Source organism: Sedimentibacter sp. (genome assembly GCF_032080165.1).
Taxonomy (GTDB): Bacteria; Bacillota; Clostridia; order Tissierellales; family Sedimentibacteraceae; genus Sedimentibacter.
In genome coordinates, this window is sequence record NZ_DAMASY010000007.1 from 65581 (window position 1) to 81623 (window position 16043).

15 protein-coding genes and 1 pseudogene are annotated in these 16043 nt (G+C 38.5%); 12 read left to right on the forward strand and 4 right to left on the reverse strand.

Annotation, left to right across the window (positions count from 1 at the left end):
- Nucleotides 1–146: 146 nt before the first annotated feature.
- Together RT412_RS11045 and RT412_RS11050 are read left to right on the forward strand one after the other, a co-directional pair.
- Nucleotides 147–1076 (forward strand): helix-turn-helix domain-containing GNAT family N-acetyltransferase, encoded by a 930-nt coding sequence (locus RT412_RS11045; RefSeq protein ID WP_313344705.1) that lies wholly within the window; start codon nucleotides 147–149, stop codon nucleotides 1074–1076.
- Between the two features lie 98 nt (nucleotides 1077–1174).
- A complete protein-coding gene (locus RT412_RS11050) occupies nucleotides 1175–2254 on the forward strand; it encodes a chromate transporter (protein WP_313344708.1) in 1080 nt (359 codons plus the stop codon).
- A 105-nt stretch (nucleotides 2255–2359) separates the two neighbouring features.
- Here RT412_RS11050 and RT412_RS11055 read toward each other — a convergent pair whose 3' ends face one another.
- Nucleotides 2360–2704, reverse strand: coding sequence for a hypothetical protein (locus RT412_RS11055; protein ID WP_313344710.1), 345 nt, complete (start codon nucleotides 2702–2704; stop codon nucleotides 2360–2362).
- 390 nt (nucleotides 2705–3094) lie between these two features.
- Between RT412_RS11055 and RT412_RS11060 the strand changes: the two genes are divergently transcribed.
- The 5 genes and pseudogenes from RT412_RS11060 (at nucleotide 3095) to RT412_RS11080 (ending at nucleotide 7296) form a co-directional block, all read left to right on the forward strand.
- Nucleotides 3095–3718 carry a TetR/AcrR family transcriptional regulator gene (locus RT412_RS11060; protein WP_313413271.1) on the forward strand — a complete coding sequence of 208 codons (624 nt, stop codon included), beginning with the start codon at nucleotides 3095–3097 and terminating at the stop codon, nucleotides 3716–3718.
- Between the two features lie 16 nt (nucleotides 3719–3734).
- The gene (locus RT412_RS11065) at nucleotides 3735–4634 is read left to right on the forward strand and encodes an ABC transporter ATP-binding protein (protein WP_313344841.1); all 900 of its coding nucleotides are present in this window, start codon (nucleotides 3735–3737) and stop codon (nucleotides 4632–4634) included.
- A 1-nt stretch (nucleotide 4635) separates the two neighbouring features.
- A complete protein-coding gene (locus RT412_RS11070) occupies nucleotides 4636–6234 on the forward strand; it encodes a hypothetical protein (RefSeq protein ID WP_313344716.1) in 1599 nt (532 codons plus the stop codon).
- 141 nt (nucleotides 6235–6375) lie between these two features.
- Nucleotides 6376–6609: pseudogene (locus tag RT412_RS11075) on the forward strand (ArsR/SmtB family transcription factor); the annotation flags it as partial.
- 156 nt (nucleotides 6610–6765) lie between these two features.
- On the forward strand, nucleotides 6766–7296 hold the full coding sequence (locus RT412_RS11080) for a 2'-5' RNA ligase family protein (RefSeq protein WP_313344718.1): 531 nt from the start codon (nucleotides 6766–6768) through the stop codon (nucleotides 7294–7296).
- A gap of 82 nt (nucleotides 7297–7378) precedes the next feature.
- On the opposite strand, the gene RT412_RS11085 is transcribed toward RT412_RS11080, so the two are convergent.
- Genes RT412_RS11085 through RT412_RS11095 form a run of 3 tightly spaced genes read right to left on the reverse strand, consistent with a single transcriptional unit; the run spans nucleotide 7379 to nucleotide 10958 of the window.
- Complete coding sequence (locus tag RT412_RS11085) at nucleotides 7379–9625, reverse strand: FtsX-like permease family protein (protein WP_313413272.1); 2247 nt, start codon at nucleotides 9623–9625, stop codon at nucleotides 7379–7381.
- Nucleotides 9619–10317, reverse strand: coding sequence for an ABC transporter ATP-binding protein (locus tag RT412_RS11090; RefSeq protein WP_313344724.1), 699 nt, complete (start codon nucleotides 10315–10317; stop codon nucleotides 9619–9621). Before RT412_RS11090 ends, RT412_RS11085 begins: the two co-directional genes overlap by 7 nt.
- Nucleotides 10318–10319: 2 nt before the next feature.
- Nucleotides 10320–10958: a TetR/AcrR family transcriptional regulator gene (locus tag RT412_RS11095; RefSeq protein ID WP_313370258.1), complete on the reverse strand. Its 639-nt coding sequence runs from the start codon at nucleotides 10956–10958 to the stop codon at nucleotides 10320–10322.
- Nucleotides 10959–11151: 193 nt separating this feature from the next.
- Between RT412_RS11095 and RT412_RS11100 the strand changes: the two genes are divergently transcribed.
- From RT412_RS11100 to RT412_RS11120, 5 genes are all read left to right on the forward strand, one after another.
- A complete protein-coding gene (locus RT412_RS11100; protein WP_313344729.1) occupies nucleotides 11152–11775 on the forward strand; it encodes a flavodoxin family protein in 624 nt (207 codons plus the stop codon).
- A gap of 186 nt (nucleotides 11776–11961) precedes the next feature.
- On the forward strand, nucleotides 11962–12720 hold the full coding sequence (locus RT412_RS11105; RefSeq protein ID WP_313344732.1) for a YoaP domain-containing protein: 759 nt from the start codon (nucleotides 11962–11964) through the stop codon (nucleotides 12718–12720).
- 88 nt (nucleotides 12721–12808) lie between these two features.
- Nucleotides 12809–13774 (forward strand): stalk domain-containing protein, encoded by a 966-nt coding sequence (locus tag RT412_RS11110; RefSeq protein ID WP_313344734.1) that lies wholly within the window; start codon nucleotides 12809–12811, stop codon nucleotides 13772–13774.
- 295 nt (nucleotides 13775–14069) lie between these two features.
- On the forward strand, nucleotides 14070–14924 hold the full coding sequence (locus RT412_RS11115; RefSeq protein ID WP_313344736.1) for a 2-oxo acid dehydrogenase subunit E2: 855 nt from the start codon (nucleotides 14070–14072) through the stop codon (nucleotides 14922–14924).
- Nucleotides 14925–15057: 133 nt separating this feature from the next.
- Nucleotides 15058–15969 carry a HAMP domain-containing sensor histidine kinase gene (locus tag RT412_RS11120; protein ID WP_313344738.1) on the forward strand — a complete coding sequence of 304 codons (912 nt, stop codon included), beginning with the start codon at nucleotides 15058–15060 and terminating at the stop codon, nucleotides 15967–15969.
- Nucleotides 15970–16043 lie beyond the last annotated feature (74 nt).

Below are 16043 nucleotides of genomic sequence, written 5' to 3' on the forward strand. Positions count from 1 at the left end.
TTGCAGTGAAGATTATTTTAATAGCAGTTAGAAACAAAGATTAATAAATTTCTAAAATATTCAAAGCAAACACTTGCTTTTGTCAAATAAAAAAATTGACAAAAGCAAGTGTTTTTACTATAATGCAAACAAAGGAGGTTTTCAGAATGAATAATAAATTGAAAAATGAAATTGGCACCATAAGAAGTTTTAATCGCTTTTATACGAATGTACTCGGCTTGTTAGACCAGCACATTCTCGAAAGCACCTTTTCATTGTCCGAGGTTAGGGTGCTTCATGAGATAGAAAAGATCGAGAAATGTACATCCAAAAAGCTATCAGAAATTCTTTGTATGGACGCTGGATACTTAAGCCGCATTCTTAAGAAGTTTGAGAAATACGGTATGATAGAAAAACGTCGCACTCCCGAAGATGCACGTGCGTATTTCTTGTATGTAACGCAGATTGGCAAAGAAAAAATGAACGAGCTGAATGCATGTTCCGACGAACAAATATTTAACCTTATTCATCCGTTGACGGAGGAGGAGCAATCCCGGCTTGTCAGGAATATGACATCCATCGAAAATATATTGACTGAGGGTAAGCGAATCAAGTTCGAAGATATCACAATACGCCATGATGTCAGAGCCGGAGACGCAGGTTACATCACTTATTTACACGGCTTGATTTACAAGCAGGAATACAATTACTCGATAGCCTTTGAGGGATATGTCGCACAATCTTTTTGTGAATTTTTGTTAAATTATAACCCCAATTGTGACAGATTGTGGCTGGCGGAGTATTATGGTGAAGTCATCGGCTGTATCGGTGTCGTGGGGCACGGTGATAGGGCGCAGCTTCGATGGTTTCTGCTGCATCCCAATTATCGCGGCATTGGTCTTGGAAAACGTCTGTTGAACTGCGCACTTTCTTACTGCCGTGAGAAGGGCTTCAAGTTTGTTTTCCTTGATACGACCAACGATCTTGAAACGGCTATTGCCATGTATACCAAAGCCGGATTTATAAAGGTTGCAGAAAAGAAAAACAATTCGTGGCGAGAAGATTTGACGGAACTTGAATTTGAGATGCAGCTATAATTATCGGAAAGGAGAAAATATTATGATTTCAGATAAGAAAGCAGTTTATTATATCTGCAGACTTAGACGGTAATCTGAAGATGAAAGGATAATTTTTTATGAAAACAAGAGAGAATTCCGGAAATAATAATAAAGTACGATGGAGAACATTCCTAAAAGATGTATTCATATGCTCTTTGGGAGCTTATGGGGGTCCTGAAGCACATTACGGTGTTTTTACAGACCAATTGGTTATTAAGAAAAGCTATTTAACTGAAGAAGAGCTAATTGAACTTATAGCTTTAACTGGGATTTTACCCGGTCCAAGCAGCACACAAACAATCGTAGCCATTGGACATAAAATCGGAGGACCACTGTTGGCATTTCTGACTATGCTGGTATGGGCTTTACCAGTGACTACAGTGATGACATTGCTTTCATTTTTAAGCCAATTTTTAGGTAGTATGAATATATCTCAGGACACACTTCGTTATGTTGGGCCAATGGCTGTGGGATTCATAATTGTAGCGGCATATCGCATTGGACGCAAGGTAGTAACAGACAAAATCACTTTATTGTTATTGCTGATAGGAGGAATAATCACTTACATTATTAGAGAGCCTTGGATTTATCCCTTAGTTTTAATTTCAGGTGGATTAGTGAGTATTATTACTTCAAAAGAGAAGAATCTTTGGAATCGTGTAAAAATAAACCCTCCTTGGAGATATTTGATTGCCTTTGGTATCTTTGCAATAGGAAGCCTCCTTCTTACTCTAATATGGGATAATAAAATTCTGCATTTGTTTGAAAGTTTTTACCGCTATGGCTACTTGGTTATTGGTGGAGGGCAGGTAGTAGTGCCTCTTATGTACAGCGAGTTAGTAGAAGTGAATCAGTATATGACAAATCAAGAGTTTTTAACCGGCTTTGGTCTTATACAAGGATTACCGGGACCAATGTTTAGCTTCAGTGCTTATGCAGGCGGAATGACGGCTCGTGGCGGGAGCGTACTAACCCAAATCACAGGTGCCGTTGCCGGTGGACTAATCACCGTAGCTGCAATAATTCTGATGCAAAAGAGCGAATTTGCAGCAGACAATATTCTTGTTATCCTCATTACGGTGATACTGTTATTCATAAAAAAAATCCCAGCACCATTGATTGTTTTATTTGTTCTAATTGCAGGATTTGTTGTGTGAAATCAAATTTGCACCCTTAACAAAAGAACACCTTGCCGTATATAGTGTTCAAACAAATAGATATAACAGAAAGGTGCTCTTTTATTATATTACCTCTTATTTATTTTAAAAAAACCGGCGTCTTCTGTCAAATAATTGTCTTAAAAATAAAAGCCTGATTATATCTCTTATATTAAAGTCGCGAAAACGGCGACGACGTCGGCGGAATCTGAAGTCGAAATCTCTGCCCCTAAAGCCATCGAAGGGTATTTGTTGAGGTAAGACTTCCTCCGTATTGTACCCGAAATAATTCCCCTGCTCATATTTATTTACAATATTATCAACCATATTGTCCCAAGCACGAAGAGACTCCTCACCGGTCATATTGTTTTCTACTACATAATATCTGACATCTTCATCTAACATTGCATATAATTCAGGATAATTAGCAGCAAATTCATTAAGTTCCATATAATTACTCCTCTCATTTCTATTTTAGTGTCTTTCAATATTTATTATATGAAAAATTTATAATAGAGTTCGGATTTTTTGTAAAATTTTGCAACTGTAATAATTTGCATTTTAGTATTCGTTTGAGACAGCAGAGCGTTATAAGACACTTGTTCCCAATGCAGAGATTAAAAGTATTCCTAATGCAGGTCATTAATTAACAGGGCTTACAGAAGACATTATTTTGGCTCTAAACCTAACATAAATTATTATATGCAATCAGTTATACTAAAAAAAATTTGCTAACATCTATTGACCTGTTAGATAAAAAGATGTATAATAATGTTGACCTAACAGGAAAATGAATCTGTTGGTTAAAAGATTATAAAAATTATGAAGAAGGGAATTACCATGTTTTCAAAATTTATGAGTTTAGAGTCTGAAAGGCGGAATGCTGTCTTAAATGCAGCGCTCAAAGAATTTGCAAAAAAAGGATTTGATGACGCTTCAACCAATGTAATTGCCAGGGAATCCGGCATATCAAAACCTTTAATGTTCCACTATGTCAATAATAAAAAGGATTTCTTTCTATTTCTTTACGACTATTGCATAGACACTTTGGAGAGAGTATATTTTGACCGGATTAATCTGCATGAAAAGGATATTTTCGAACGGCTGCGGCAAACTTGCCTGCTTAAAATGCAGGTAATGCAAAAATATCCGTGGATTTTTGATTTTATAAGGGTTGCGGTTTTTACCGATTCCGAAGTGGTGAAGGGCGATTTGGAAAAAAGGCGTAAACTGATGGAAGCAAGCAGTTTTGAACGATTTTATGGTGATATAGATGTATCACGTTTCCGCAGCGATTTGGATATAGAAAAAGCAAAGCAATTGATTTTCTGGGCGGTAGGCGGATACGCAGAGCAAATACTGGAGCAATTTAAGAATGCGGATATTCTGGAGTATGATTCTGAAAAAATCCGTACTGAGTTTGACGGATATCTTAACGAGTTGCGAAAAGCCTATTATAAATAATTTGGAGGTTATTATGATGAATGTAATTGAAACAAGAAAACTTACTAAGTCTTACGGCAGGCAGCAAGCTTTACGGGGAGTTGATTTGACTGTAAAGCAAGGCGAGGTGTATGGATTTATCGGTCCCAACGGATCAGGAAAATCCACAACCATCCGGATTCTTTTAGGGATGCTGCGTAAAAATGACGGAGAGGCAAGACTGCTGGGCGGTGACCCTTGGCAGGATGCCGTTGCTCTTCATCAACGGCTCGTCTATGTATCGGGAGATGTGACCTTGTGGCCAAATCTAACCGGCGGTGAGGTGATTGATTTCTTAGGCGGGTTGCAGGGAAAAATCAATCCCTCTCGCCGCAAGGAACTGCTGGACAGATTTCAGCTTGATCCAAAGAAAAAATGCCGAAGCTATTCTAAAGGAAACCGTCAGAAGGTGGCGCTGGTATCTGCTTTTCTTTCCGATGCGGAGCTGATGATTTTGGATGAGCCTACCAGCGGTCTTGATCCGTTAATGGAACAGGTTTTCCAGGACTGTATTGCCGAAGTAAAGAAGCAGGGAAAAACCGTCTTTCTGTCCAGCCATATTCTTGCAGAGGTAGAAGCGCTCTGTGACAGGGTGGGGATTATTCGTCAGGGAAAAATTGTTGAGTCCGGCACCCTTGAAGAACTGCGACATTTGACACGTACAACCGTGACCGTGGAGCTTGCCAAGTATGTAAACCTGAATCAGCTGCAAGGGATTCACGATGTATCGCGAAAGGATGAGAAGTGGCGCTTTTCTGTTGATGCCAATGCAATGGAAGCTGTTATGGATGCGCTTGCACCAATGGGTATCAAGTCGCTTATGGCAGAACCTCCTACTCTTGAAGAACTGTTCATGCGTCACTACGGAGATAAGTTTGAGGGAAAGGAGTTGAACTGACATGAAACAAAATCATTTTGTCGGTACAGGTAAGCTGCTTAAGCTTTATCTGCGAAGAGACAGGATAGTGCTCCCTATATGGACATTGCTTCCCATATTTCTTATTATGTCGCAGCTGTCCTTCGTGAAAGCGATGCCGGATTGGCGGGTGTTTATCGCTGAGCTGTCCGCAAGCCCCCTTACTTCTGCTATTCTTGGACCTATTGTACCGTTAAGCATAGAAGGTGCCATTCTGTGGCGTGGTCTGCTGCAGGCTTCCGTAGCAGTTATGTTCGGAGCGGCGTTTGTTATGATTCGGCATACCCGTACAGAGGAAGCGTCGGGAAGAAATGAATTGATTCTTGGAAGACCGGTAGGAAGGTACGCCAATTTGTCGGCAGCCCTGATTCTTTCCTGCGGGGGAAGCCTGCTGGCCGGATTATTGACTGTCGCGGTATTGATGGGCAACGGCTTTGCGGGAAATGGTTCCCTGCTGGCAGGACTGACCCTTGCTGCTTCCGGATGTATCTTTGCCGGGATCGGCGGATTAGTCGCACAGATTTTTGAGCATAGCGGCAGCGCAAGAGGGTGCGTATTTGGTGTATATATGTTAACCATGGTTGCCATGGTTCTTAATAATATGGGTGGCGGCTACACCGGCTGGGCTTGGCTTGCACCTGAGGCATGGTTCCGTATCACCGGTCCCTATGTGGGAAATCATGCGTGGAAATTGCTGGTTTTTATCATGCTCTCTGCATTGCCGGTGATGCTCTCCTACATGCTGCTTGCTCGCCGTGACATGGGTGCCGGGTTTATCCCACAAAACGAAGGTTCGGCTGGTGCATCTCCTCGTTTCAGCTCTCCCCTGGCCATGGCATGGCGGCAGCAAAAATGCAGCATTCTGGCATGGGCAATCGGCATGGCATGGCTTGGAGGAATCATGGGTATGGGTACGCCTAATGTATCTGAAGCCATCAGCTCCACGTTCGCCCATATGGATGCTTCTTGGGCATCTGCTATAGTAAAGTTAGGTAATCAGGAAGGCTTCATTGCCATTCTAATCTACATTCTGGGACTGATGGGCGGGCTATCTGTCTTTGCCGTCACATCGGTACAACGTTTGCGGCAGGAAGAAAAGGAGCATTATGCCGAAATAGTACTCTCAAGACCCGTGAGCCGGATTAAATGGATGGGAAGCTATTTGACGGTTGCCTTCGCAGGCAGCGTGCTGATACTTTTCGCCCTCGGCTTGGCTTCCGGACTGGGATGGAGCATTGCTTCGGGAGAGTTCAGTCATCTGCCCCGCGTGTTAGGTATGAGCCTTTCGAAAATTCCTTCCGTATGGACATTTATCGGTATCGCTGCTTTGCTGTACGGCTGGCTGCCACGTATCGCTTCTGTTCTCAATTGGCTTATATTGGGCGTGTTTATCTTCATCGAGATGCTCTGGGAGGTCGGAATAGTCGGATGGTCCGCGATGCAATGGACGCCCTTCGCCTATGCCCATTACATTATCCCGATCCATGAGCTTCCAATCGTGCCGTTGATTGTGTTGACTTTTATTGCAGCGACGCTTTCAGGTATCGGATTATGGAGATTTAATAGCCGAAGTATCGGTTAAAAAATAACTGATGAGACTGAGGTAAGGAAAACACCGCAGCGTTATTGAAGGCAATCGCTGACGATACAAGGCTGAGAATAGTGAAGCTGCTCTGCAGCATAATTATGCGTAGGCGCTTTAGCACGCCGCCTCGAACTAACTGAGGCAGCCATTTCTCAGCACTTAAAGGTATTGCGTGAAGCAGGTTTGCTTTTTGGAGAAAAACGTGGATATTTCATGCATTACGATGTAGACCGTAAACAACTGCGAGCTCTTGCTTCTGAATTTGAGGAATTGGCGGCAATTCAAAGAGAAGTGTGCAAACCTGAGGATAAAGGTTGTATGCAGGGAAAGGAGAATACACATCATGGGCATTGTAAGTGTCACGAATCTTAAAAAGATATATGGTGATTTTACTGCTGAAGTACTGAGGGTATACATCAATCAGTTTTGCATTGAGTAATTTACACAATCATGATATAATACCGTAAATGTAAAGCACATGATGAAAAACAGTGTATGAAACAGACCTGTTAAGAAAGGAGGAATACTTTGAATCAGTTACGGACTCTATGTGTGATGGGTACATTCGACAGCCAAGCTAACCAAGAGGTGTTCCTGATAAAAGAAAGATTAAAGGCGGAAGGTATCTCTATTGATGCATACGAGCCTCATATAACTTTTGGTATTTATACAGAACTTGATGAAGAGAGTTTGCTTAAATGGATTGGTGAGGTCGCAGCACAGCAAAAAAAACTTAAGATTTATTTTAATCATTTCGGGTTTTTTTCAGATGCACCATTTTGCTTTTTAGCTCCTTGCTCCAGCCATAGCTTAATGGAACTCCATTCAAACATACGTGAAAAATTCGATAACTGCTGTACGGACAAAGGATGTCTATATTCGCTTAAGCAACAAGAGTGGACTCCGCATATGACAATTGCTTCGGTTGATCCGGGGCAGGGAGAAAAATTGCTTTCAATTCTTTGGGAAAGTTTTACGCCATTTACGGCAGAAATAACTAAATTAAAAATAACCTCTTCCGATACAAGTGAAGATGTAGGTGTATTCGAACTAAGATAAAGGGTCTTCCAATCCTATTACTACTATTGGAAGACCCTGAAAGTGTACATTTATTTTCCTGCAAATCCCTGATAAATTCTTTTTATTCCATTCCCGCCTTCAATGCTTCGTCCATCGGGATACGAGATATTTTTTTTCTGCACATCAGTTTTGCAAATTCATATGTTATCATCACTATAATAAAGCCCAATACTATATACCAGATATTAAGTTTAACCGGCAGTACGATTTGAAGGCTTTCGGTAAGAGATCGATAAAGTGCTTCTACGGTTCCCAGTAAAGCGGGGATTCCGATTAGATAACCTATTACAACGATAAGTGTATTGCTGCCCAATATCAATTTATTGATTTCCTTCCTTCTGTATCCGAACACCTTCATAAGCGATATACTTGCTCGGCTCTCATCAACTACCAATCCGGTCACAATATATATAATAATCAGACCTACGATAAAGGCAGAGAAAATCAGTCCGTAAATCATGGGACCCATTTGGTTAATCAAGCTGCCGAAGCCCGCAACGATTGCCTCAATAGATTTTGTACTCTGAATTTCCATTTGAGAAAAGGTCATCGGTTCGTCACTCCAGATACCGATGTAAGCATCCTCAGGCAGTCCGAATTCAGAGTTGAATTGGTCAAGCGGCATAAAAAGAAATTCACCTGCATAGGTATCTGCAACCTGCTCAATTATAAAACTATGTTCCTTTCCTGTTTCCGTATCGAATACCATCACGGTATCACCCGCATTAGCATTCAGCTTTTGAGCCAGTGGGACGGTAATAGTGTTTTGCTCCGGTTTAAGCGGTTGTCCGGATATATCTTTCAATCTGATCCTTTCCGTGTCGGGCAGAACGCCGGTAACATAAAAACTTGTGTCGTCATTGTCTATCAGGCTCACATATGCCGCACCAAACTGTTCGGTTCCCGCCGGCGGATTTCCGGTTTTTTCCGATTTAAAAACGTACTCATACTTAAGATTATACATTTCTTCTATGCCCTTGGTGAGCATATAGTCAACAGAGCTTTTCATTGTAAAGCCATATAATATGAGCATTGTCGCGACAGCAACGCCAAACAGCAGAAAGAAACTTCTGGATAAGCTGCGAACCTGTTCCCTTATTTGAAATTTTGCGTTGAATTTAAGTCGGTCAAGACGTAGATTACGCTCAATAAAATTTGTCTCATTTTTTGATTCTCCGCCTTTCATGAGGGTTGCCGGAGACACTTTTAATATTTTGCCTACAATACCCCATGTGACACCGCAAAGAACTATAATTGGAGTCAAAATTGCAAAAACAATCAGCCAATTATTATATATAGTTTCATAAACCGGCATAGGAAAAGCTGTAAGCATAAAATTAAACATAACATTCATCAGAAACAGACCTATTATGGAGCCTGTTACTGAGCCGATAATGGATACAAACAGAGGAAACATCAAGTAATGGATACGTAAATCCTGTCTTCGACAGCCATGAGCATAAAATGTACCTATAAGGACGGATTCGCTCTTAATCATTCGCCACATTAGCATTCCAAGCAAAACACAGGTAAGCAAAAGCATCACAAGCGGCACAGCTGCACTAACGGCGGATAATACACTGACCTCCATAGGGATATAGGATACATTAATCTTCTTGTTGGTGCTCTGCCAGTTTGTTATTTGCATGCCTTGTGCACGCAATGAGTTTTTTACTGCCGTTTCCTGAGATTTAATATTCTCTCTTTCGTCAAAACGAATGGCATAAACCTGATTGTGATCGGGCAAGGTATTGAAATCTGCTTTGTCGACGACACCCACACCGAATGTGTTGGGATCGTTCATCATTACTTCCTTTGATTCAACTACATAGATAAAATTTGGCAAAAGAACATAGCCTGAAACTGTGAAATCCCTGCCTGCCACAGTGATTGTGTCGCCAATTTCGTAGTCGTTTGTTTTGGCAAACAGACGGTCAAGCATTATTTCTGAAGCACCGGGTAAATTCCCCTCCTGAACGGCAGGAATATTGACTGAATTCATTGAAGAAAATATCCGAAGCTTTTGACCGGGTTCTACCTCACAATCCGCAGTACCGCCAAGTTCAATTTTAGCAGCAAATTTCTCGCTAAATGAGCTAATATCAAATTCAGTATCGATAGAAAATTCTGCATCAGATAAAAGGTTTTGCTGAGAAAATGAAGTAAACGTGTTTTCCAAATTGACAGATGTATTGTTCGTCATTACGAACATCATGCTGCTGATTGTGAGCAAAAGCATGGAACCGATGTATCGTGCTTTGTGCTCCAGCATGGAACGAATTACTTTTTTATATAGAGTCATTACCATTCAATCCTTTCTGCTGCGATCGTTTCATCATGATGTATAGTTTCAACAATCTCTCCGCTGCGCAGCTTATAAATTTTGTTTGCCATATCTCCGATAGCTGTGTTGTGGGTAATCATAAGGATTGTCGTTCCAAAGTCGCGGTTAATTTTTTGCAAAAGGGAAAGTACACCTCGGGACGTTTCGTAATCCAGTGCTCCGGTCGGCTCGTCACACAATAGAAGCTTTGGATTCTTTACGATCGCACGGGCGATAGAAACACGTTGCTGCTCTCCTCCGGAAAGCTGTCTTGGAAAGCTTCTTTTTTTGCTTTCTAAGCCAACCGCCTTCAATACCGTATCCATATTAAGTGCAGATTTTGATATGTTGGAAACCACCTCGATGTTTTCCGCTACAGTAAGATTTGGAACTAAATTATAAAACTGAAAGACAAAACCGACCGAATTCCTACGATAATCCGTCAGTTTGTCGTCATCAAGAGCAGTAATTTCCAGACCGTCCATAAAGATATTGCCGCTGTCAGCTCGGTCAATGCCGCCTATGATGTTCATCAGTGTAGATTTTCCCGAACCGGACGGACCGAGAATAACCCCGATCTCTCCTTTTTCAAGAGTAAGGTCTACTTCTTTTAGTACCTCGTTTTTGTTTTCACCTGCTTGATAGCTTTTTTTCAGGTTTTTAACTGTAATAAACATTCTTAAATTACCTCCATTCCTTGTTTTAATAATGTAACCATGCTTTTCAGCAAATTTTCCATTTCACAATATTGTTCATCCGTAGGGTCGTAATTAAAACTTTTTGCTTTTGCTATAATTTCAACGCTGAATTTTTCTGTAACACCTTGAAAAAACAGTAAAAGAGTTTTGTTGTCTATGTCATTTCTAATAGTTCCTTTTATTTTACCGTTTTCAATCAACCTTAGCTCGTATTCTTCACCAATCCGATATAATTCCTTGTTTGCTTCCTGAGCAAGATTACCGAATTTGCCCGTGAAGATATCCATGGAAAATGAGACAAGCAGTGGTTCTCGTTTTATCAGTTCAAAGCGTTCGCGACTTCCGGAAAGAAAATAATCATAGACGTCCATGTCCTTCAATGGAGTTTGTCTGTCGATAACCTTCATAAAATATTCCAGCGACCATGTGACGGAATATAAAAACAGTTCCTTTTTGTCATCGAAATATTGATATATGCTTCCTTTAGCAACTCCTGCGTTTTGGGCAATATTTCCGATTTTCGCTCTTTCGAATCCGCACGATTGGAATTCTTCAATGGTCGCACGCATGATTCTTTCTTTTTTTTCGTCGTCAAGACGGTTAAAGGTTCTTTTTGGCAATGCTTTCATCCTCCTGTACAATAAAAATGACTTATGGGTCATATTATATGACTTGTAAGTCATTTTGTCAATATCTATTAGAAAAAGAGAAACCCATTAACCTTTAAAGCATATCTAATTATGAGTTATATTTGTAATTTTAGATCTTTATTGGTAAAATAGAAACAGCAGGTAAAAAAGGAGGAGGATTACTATGCGTGTATTATTATTTAACGGAAGCCCGCGTTCAAAAGGTTGTACATATACCGCTTTACAAGAGGTTGCTTCAGCCTTGGAACACGAAGGGATTGAAACGGAGATTTTGCAGATTGGGGCAAAACCGGTAAGAGATTGTATCGGCTGTCGTAAATGCGAATGCAAAAAACCGTGTATTTTCAATGATGATGTGGTAAGCGAATGGCTTGCGAAATCAAAAGAAGCGGACGGCTTTATCTTTGGCACACCGGTATATTACGCTCATCCAAGCGGTCAGATACAATCTGTGTTAGACAGAATGTTCTTTTCTCAGAGAGATATATTTGCTCACAAACCCGGAGCAGCTGTAGCAGCTGCCCGCAGAGGCGGTACCACAGCTGCCCTGGATGTATTGAACAAATATTTTACAATTAATCAAATGCCCATGCCCTGTTCAACCTATTGGAATATGGTTCATGGCATGACACCAGAAGAAGTGAAGAAGGACTTGGAAGGTATGCAGACCATGCGGAACCTTGGAAGAAACATGGCTTGGCTTTTGAAGTGCATTGAAGCAGGAAAAGCAAATGGTGTGAAAATGCCGGAGACTGAACGGGGTAATGTAACTAATTTTATTCGGTAAAAAGATATATTTAAATATACATTTATAAAGAATAATTATGGATTTCATTTGAAGACATAAAAACAGGGAGTGCTGGCAAGACGCCTTCAATCCCTGTTCGGATCGCAAGCACAGGAAGAAGGATAAACCTGATATTTATAATTACAAAAATATGGTATAATACTATTTTGAGGGAAGGTGTAAATCATGAATATCATTAATATCGATAGCAGCAACATTGATAAGGAGCATATATGCTGTGCAATTTCGGACAAAAAAGGAGAATCGTGTGTATCATCCAAGAAAAATTGGATGAAAGAGCAATTTGAAAATGGACTTGTTTTTAAACGACTTGACGCAAAAGGTAAGGTTTTTATTGAATATATTCCTGCCGAAAATGCTTGGTGCCCCATTGTAGCAGAGGGTTATATTTTTATAAACTGCTTTTGGGTTTCAGGACAGTTTAAAGGTCAGGGATATGCGAATAAACTGTTGGAAGAATGTATTAATGATGCTAAGCTTCAGAATAAACAAGGGCTTGTTATTCTTTCCTCTTCTAAAAAGATGCCATTTTTATCAGATCCGAAGTATCTGAAATATAAGGGGTTTAGGATTTGTGATACAGCTGCTCCTTATTATGAGCTTATGTATCTTCCGCTGAAAGAAAATGCAATAGAGCCAAAATTCAAAGATTGTTGTAAAAGTGGTTCGATTGATGAGGATGGTATGGTTTTATATTATACAAATCAGTGCCCTCATACTGATAAATACGTTCCGTTAATAGCTGAGACAGCCAAATCAAAAGGTAAGAGCATTAAGACGGTAAAGATAGAATCAAGAGAGCAGGCACAAAATGCTTCGGCTCCGTTTACAACATACAGCTTTTTCTATGACGGTAAGTTTATAACCAATGAAATATTTTCTGAAAGTAAATTCGCGAAGTTTCTCGAAGAAAAGGGATTTTAATTAAGATTATACAAAATTTTTACAATATATTGCAAATATTGCATCATTATGCTATGATATTGATTATATTTGAATTGGAGGAAATAATATGTATATTAAATCATGTCACAAGTTTTTATTATCAATTATGTTAATTATGGGACTTATGATGGTTCCGGTCTATGCAGCTCAGACAGAAACAATCAGTTTAGTAGATGCTGACAGCGGTTATAAAATTGTTGTACCTAACTTTATTGATATAAGAGAAGTTGAGGTAGACGGAGAAGTTATTAAGGCAGTCGTTGCTGAAAAACCTGTTAAGGACAGCTTAGGTACGTATACTTTTTTTGAAATACAAACAACCAATGAAGATGCATCAATAATAGCTTCATTTCCCGGAACATTCTATGGACAAATAGGTGACCTTTTCTACGAATTAGAAGATGGCAGTGTTGCATATAGACCGTCATTGTATGAAGATTTCGAAGAATTGGTTTCAGACAATGTATTTGTTTTTGATTTTTCTGTTATGGATACAAATGGAGAAGTAATTAATGTTTTTAATAATATTTATTTTGTATTTGTAGAGGCGGAAGAATCTACTGAAACTCCTGACACTACTGTTGATATACCGGTTGAGGAAGCAATTGCTGTACCTACAGCATCTAAGGTTGTTGTAGACGGAGAGGATGTTTCATTTGAAGCATATAATATCGACGGGTACAATTATTTTAAACTGAGAGATTTGGCTATGGCTGTAACCGGCTCAGAAAAACAATTCGAAGTGACTTGGGACGCAGAGAAAAATGCCATTAACCTTGTTTCCGGCGAAGCGTATACACCTGTTGGAGGAGAGTTTGGTGTATCAGACGGAACAGAATCTGTACAAGCAATAACTAATCAGTCAACAATCTATTTAGATGGAGAAGAAATTGAACTTCAGGCGTATACAATTGGAGGAAATAATTACTTCAAGCTGAGAGATGTAGGTGAAGTGTTTGATTTTGCTGTTGTTTGGGACGGAGAGTTAAATCAAATTGGAATTGATACATCTGTTGGCTATGTAGCAGAATAGCAATGTAAATACATATATTGATAAATTGTTTAACGTTAATCATGACCACCGGCTGTGTAGTGGTCATGATTTTGTCACTTTAAGCGAAATTTCGGAAGTACTCCTTCCGAATTTCGAAAATTATATAAAAACAGAAACTCTTGAAAATTATTTTTTAGAGTTTTTTTGTTAAAAGGAGATTAGATAACAGTAAAGACATTTGTAAAAAAAAATTAACAAATTGGTTAGAAAAACAGGGATTTTAATTAATAATTATGCTATAATGTTTTAAGAAGTGTTTTCCATAGGAGGCATTATGAAACGATGTGACGGAAAATTAGTAAAATCATTGGAACCATTTGTAAAAATTATTCCTTATATCATGGAAAAGCGCAGCGACGCACAGAACTTTTCTAAGCAGGTTGTTTGTGCAGATTCCATTGATCGTTATATTTTAGAGAAAAAGAAACAAGGATATAAGTTAAGTTATTTGCATATTTTTATAGCGGCATATGTAAGGTTAATAGCAAAGAGACCTCAATTAAATCGCTTTATTATGAACAGTCAAATATACGAACGAAACAACATTTGTGTTTCAATGGCTATCAAGCGATCTCTGCGTGATGAAGGCGAAGAAACAACCGTAAAATTTGAATTTACAGGTAAGGAAAATATATTTGAGGTATCTGAGATTATAGATAGAATAATAGCTGAAGCAAAGCCTTATAAAAGCAATACTGATTCAGATAAGCTTGCGGCAATGGTTATGTCAATGCCGGGAATAGTAAAAAAATTATTAGTTAAAATTATAAAGAGTATGGATCAATTAAATCTATTGCCTGAAAGAGTAATTAAGGCAAGTCCGTTTCATACAACTTTGTTTTTTACCTATTTAAAATCAATAGATACTAATTATATATATCACCACCTTTACGATTTTGGCACAACAGGAATTTTTGTTGCTTTAGGAAAAACGGTAAAGCTTCCTATGGTTGTTAATGATCAGGTGGTTGTAAAAAAATGCTGCCAAATCGGATATACTTTAGACGAAAGAATTTGTGACGGAGTATATTTTGCCAGATCATTTAAGCTTTTAGAGAAGTATTTTGAAGATCCTCATTTACTCGAATCAACAACTGAGGAAAAGGCAAAAATTAAATGTATTGTTTAATAAATTGAGGTAGGACACAGGCATTAAAGAGTTTGTGTTCTAACCTCAATTATTTTTTATTTCGTTAATTAAATTTTAATATTATGGGTATATAATAAACTATATCAAATAAAAAAGTAAGGGGGTTGATTGTATGATGGTAAAGAACAAAAGACAAAATGGTATTATAATTCCGATGAAACTAAAAGGGAGCGAAATTTTAGAAGATTTGTTTGATGAGATAAGTGAAGAAGATAGTGTAAAAAAAAACATTAACATAAATGATGAGTTATTAATTAATTGTTCTCATGAATTAAAAACACCTTTAAACATAATATACGGTGCAGCACAGATGATTGAAATTTCTACTCAGGATTTCCGCGATGATAATTTGGTGAATTATGTAAATTTCATTAAAAACAACTGTTTCAGATTAACAAAGTATATCAACCACATTTTGGATTTAACAACAATAGAATCCGGCGAATACAAATTAAATCTTGAACGTGTCAACCTTGTAGAGGTTGTAGAATATGTAGTTCAAAATATAGCCCCCAAAATAAAGAAAATGGGGCTTAATATTTTATTTGATACAAATGTAGAAGAAAAATATGTTACAATTGATTCTGAATTGTTTGGAAAATCAATTCTGAATATTATATCCAATGCTGTGAAATTTTCAAAGCTGAAAGGAAATATATTAGTTAAATTTACTGACAATAAAACGAATATAGAAATTACAATAACGGACAATGGTATTGGAATTGATACGAAATATTTAGAAAAGATATTTAATAGATTTGGACAAGCTGACAAATCACTGTCCAGAGGTTCGGAAGGAAGCGGCATAGGACTTGAATTGGCCAAGGCAATAGTTGAACTTCATGGAGGTAAGGTCAGCGTAGAAAGCAAATTAAATGAAGGAAGCATATCTGTTAAAATTCCTCTTGACAATAAAGATATGATTCATAGTTTGTACAAAAATGACAACGCAAAGGTTATTGATTATGACACAATTAATCAGTTGGTGCATATAGAATTTTCCGATATTATTAATATTAGTTAAGAAAATTACCCACCGCCTATGGGATCGGGGGATATCATAATTTAGTTATAAAATAGCGTAATAAAAATAATTTT